Here is a 4435-nt window from a genome sequence, read left to right on the forward strand (position 1 = left end):
AGCCTTGACCGGAGCACGCCCGATCAGGCCTACTTCAACCCGCTTCCGCAACGCGCGGCAGCGTAACCCCGGCAGACGCTCCACTTAGCGAACCGAAAACGCTGTTCAACCAAACCGAGCCACCTCAGTATTTGTGGTCCCCTTTTGACAGGCAGCCCTGGGCGATGGCAGGCAGAGTGACAGGGGCTTCGCCTTTTGCGGCCTTGACGCTAGGAAACTCTACCTTCTCCCGGTCCTCGGGGAGCGCTTCATCCTCTCAGACATCGAAGAAGTAGCGCGGCATCAGTTCCCACCTTGCCGTCTCCAACCATGGGTTAGGCAGGAAGTTCATGCGCTGCGTTCGAACCCGGCCTCAAACGCGGTCGTGCAGTCTCGGGTCAGGTGACTTGGAAAGCTCGGCGGGCTCGTTCCCGGATCTCGTCCAGCTCGTATTGTAAAGAATTGAGCGGTCCCTATACTTCCTCGAAGTATGTGGACTCCGGGGTGCCGAACAGGCGCCCGTCCTCGCCCCTAACATAGCGTAAAAGGGCAACCCTGACGGATGCCGGGTTGTTGGGGTGCCGGGCTGGATGTCCAACTCAAAGGCTCCGAGTACGTGCATGACCTCGTCTCCTTGGGCTTCAGTTCCGTACCAGTTCCGAACTGGTGCTCGCAATTTAGATGACGCCTGCCGCCAGGATAAGCCTTCTGTGATGCAATCTTGGAAGACGCCTTCCGTCACGCGGCAACGCCATCGGCTCAGAAAGCCAAGGCAATGTTCTGCCAACGCGAGGAAGTCATGGAAAATTGCTGCACCCGGGAGTCGAACCCGGAGTTGAATGCGTCGCCCACCAGCACCAGAGGTCCTATGGCGACCACTGCTCCGAGTTCCTGGCTGAGGGCCGTTCAACCGATGACCTTCAAGGTCTGAAAGTCAACTCGCGAACAAACTAAGAGAACCTCTGCCCTTTCAGAAGGTGTGGTGTTCCTATCACAAGCGGACCTTTGGCCTATTTCCACCTCGACCTATCAGATGGGATATTAGCGTGTGAAGCGGCACCGAAGGCTGACCCTTCGCGCAGGAAGTACAACGCCTTGGTTGAGCGACAGTAAATGCACCTTCGGTAGGGTCACGATGGACGCCGATAGTGACCCGGCCGCCGCTATGACGTGGCCAGAAAAGTCATGCATTTAACTGCAGTCAGGCTCCGATACATCAGCTCGTGCAGGGTTTGGTTGGCCGATCTACAGCTTTGTACACGAGGCACATCTCGCTCAACTTTTCGATCAGTTTCACCTGCCGATCAGCCCTGCCGCCTGCGTTTAATGTTCTCCTCGACCCGCTTTGGGAGTGGGTGGTGCCTGAGCTGAAAGAGAGTCGAATCCAGGTCAGTGGAGGAGAAGCAACCAGCTTACAGTCGCTACAGGGGCCACGATACCGAGCATGAATGAAAAGGCGTTGTGGGTCATGACGACCATCCTTCGATAGCCCTTTATCTCACATGTTCACATCAGGATCTGTGAGCAGGCGCACACAGCCAATTGCTTGCTCGGTGCTTCCATGGGTATGGCATTGCGGTGTGAGCGGAGTTCTTCAAGCCACCTTGGAACGCTTAAGTTTCCTGTGGCTTGGGTCCGCGATGTTGAAAATTCTGCGGCTTGCAAAGCCGCTCAGGCAAAGAATTGGTTTTTGTAGTCTCGAACGCATCTCAATCGCCCAATGCTGGCCCTCCACCCGCATCAATGTATCGAGCGCTGAACGGCCGGGCACCAGGTCTAGGAGAAGGCCAGATCCTGATCGTTCAGGCTGCGCCGCATTAACCGGCCGCTCGTAGGTCCAGAGGCGTTGGCCCAAGTGCTCGTTCAGCTCTCGCTAAGCGAGGGCGAAGCAAGATCCGCTCCTGGCTTCAAAAGCCCATGATTGCCAACGGCATAGTCACCTCCAATGATCAAGAGCGGGCACTTAAAATACCACATCTGTGAAAGCGTTCGAACTTGCCAAACTGATAGGATCGCAGAGCGCATTAGAATTCGGGACTGCCCGTCAGTGACCCAACACTCGTGATGTGTGGCCGTAAAAGCCTTGCCATCCTCGCTCTATTGGCTACGCCGCGAGAAGGATACAGCATAGGCACCATCGCGTATCGAAACCATTGGATCGTCGGAAAGCTCGATACCCTCGATGATCCGGCCGGGAAGATACAAAAGCTCTTTCTGCGCCTCGGCGCTGTTCGACACAGAATTCGTGATGGTAATGACACCGAGTTCCTCCACCTTGCGCGTCTCGGGCCAAGGCTGAGAAGGATCGTTCGTGATATCGCTTGGTTCAGAAATTTGCGCCTTGAGGTGGAAGATCACAGGCCCACGGGCTAGCCTGTCCGGTATCTCATCCATCAGGTAATTCGGCCCCCGTGCTGCTGCCGCAGATGCCTCGATGTGAGCCACACGCTCAGGCACAATCAGATAGCGCACCGCCTGTCGCTCGCCGCGACTGTTGACGAGAACGAACGCATTCAGGCCATGATACTCCTCGGCCGCGAAGCTACTGGGCGTTGCCGCCGTTGCAAACGCCGGCCCCACCTTCGGGTGGGCGGCGACGAACTGCTCGAACTTCGTCGGTTTGGGCGCCCCCTCTGGGCTTGCGGCAATTGCTTCGAACAGGTCGCGAAGGTCCGAGGCGGTCGACACGGGAAAGAACTTGAGCGAGTTCGTCACCATGTCGGTCTCACTTCCATCGGGAAGATGGAACTTGATCGCCATTCCGTGTGGGTTAGCGTCGGCTGAACCGTCTGGAACCGTCGGAAGGCCCCCATTGTTGGAGAAACGAATTGTGACTGGGATTGATGTTCCATCGAACACCTTGGCTTGGCTCAGGGCAGCCCCCTGCGGAGAACCCACGAATGTGCCTTCTACCACGATGCCCTTGGCGTGAAAGGCACGAAAGCCCGGATGGGCTCCGAACACCTTATCCATTGCATCGACGACCTGGACTTCAACGTTCTGATCCTCGGCCCGAGCCGACATCGGTATCAGTATCAACGCAGTTAACCCGATGAGAAGCCTGCTGGCCGTCATGACGACCTCCTTTGGCTCCTGCAACCACTTGCCGGGAGCATGGCCGTGTACCAGCAATAGCTGCCATTGCTGGTACACGAGTCGAGGAACTCCGCTGGCCGCCACGAGAGCGACCAAATTGCGCCTTAGGGAAGGTACCGTGCGCTGGAACTAAGGTTTCCGCATGGCGGCGGCGGAGCGGCCTTCTCAGGTACAGGAGCATCCATCAACGCCATGGCATCGACAGCGAGCGCCGACGGCTGACTGTTTCGGAGCGTTTCACTGGACAGAAAATGGGTCGAACCATAGCCGCGCAAGCCCCAACCGCACCCGCCTGGCGGAATTGCGCATAAGCACCTTTATGGCATGCGGTTGTTCTTAGGCTGCGATGGCTCTCATTTCATTCCAGGGTGCCTCACCCGACACATCGACCTGTTCAACCCCCATGTCGCCGACACAGGGCCCGAGGATGGCAATAACTCGGGCGTCATCGGTCCCGATATTGAAGGTCGCGTGCACGACCCTGGGAGGCATGAACATGCTGTCGCCCGGCCCGAGAATGCGCTTCTCCTGTTCGATCCAGTGCTCGACCGTGCCGGAGACCACGTAGATGAATTCCTCCTGGTCGGCGTGGTAGTGGAAGCTGTGCCCCTTACCGGGGAAGAAGGTGCCTTCGAGCACGGTGAACTTGCTGGCACCTGTGGAGGCTGGATGGCTCAGCCAGCCGAGCCGCACGACCTCCAGCTCATCCCGCTTCACGTCATCCTTGAATATGAACTTACCGGGCATGGCGATCTCCCCTGCCCCCAGGCGGGGCTGAGCATGCGCTCGAGCCGTCGAGAAGAAAAGGAGTAAACATAGTTCGCGTCATTCACAGAATCCCTTTCACGGAACAGCGCTGGCGGTGGGTTCGGGTCGAGCCTAGATTAAGGGATCGCCGGCCTAGATGATCCAGGCGTCGGTGACTGAGAGATCCGTGCGCTCCCGCCTGCAAGGCTCAGGAGCGTCCCATGCCCCGGTTCTATGACACCTGCAGGACCCATTGCCGATCTCTACTTGCCCCCATCGCCTGGGACGTGCTGCGACGGGAGAGCATTGGGACCCTGGACCAGCTCAGAGCCAATGCCGACCGGCTTGAGCAGTTCGAGGGCATCGAGGCGAGAATGGCGCAGGTGATCCGACAGCTGTCAAGCGACACCGAGATTTACGAGATAAGGCGACATCCAGTTTTACGACGGCTCAAGCGTGAGCCCGCTGGAGAGCCTCCTCCAGATCCCGCAGGCGATAGCTGCGCCCCTTGATGTTGAGAACATGCGCTCGGTGCAGCAGGCGGTCGAGGATGGCCGTGGCCAGCACCTCGTCGCCGGCCAGCAGCTCGGTCCACTCCCGGATGCTCTTGTTC

Annotated in this window: 2 protein-coding genes and 1 pseudogene; all 3 read right to left on the reverse strand. The window is 58.3% G+C overall.

Annotated elements, in window-relative coordinates; translation table 11 throughout:
• Positions 1 to 2076: 2076 nt before the first annotated feature.
• Complete coding sequence (locus FS320_RS38745) at positions 2077 to 3132, reverse strand: catalase family peroxidase (protein WP_342211971.1); 1056 nt, start codon at positions 3130 to 3132, stop codon at positions 2077 to 2079.
• 279 nt (positions 3133 to 3411) lie between these two features.
• The gene (locus FS320_RS38750; protein WP_152717662.1) at positions 3412 to 3822 is read right to left on the reverse strand and encodes a cupin domain-containing protein; all 411 of its coding nucleotides are present in this window, start codon (positions 3820 to 3822) and stop codon (positions 3412 to 3414) included.
• 471 nt (positions 3823 to 4293) lie between these two features.
• Positions 4294 to 4435, reverse strand: a pseudogene (locus tag FS320_RS38755) (ATP-binding protein); the annotation flags it as partial.

Origin of the sequence: Microvirga tunisiensis, from assembly GCF_009296175.1 — a bacterium.
GTDB lineage: Bacteria > Pseudomonadota > Alphaproteobacteria > Rhizobiales > Beijerinckiaceae > Microvirga > Microvirga tunisiensis.

What these genes read in the sequence shown, in the direction of transcription:
- FS320_RS38750 (WP_152717662.1), bottom strand. Translation starts at nt 3,822, where the DNA reads ATGCCCGGTAAGTTCATATTCAAGGATGACGTGAAGCGGGATGAGCTG.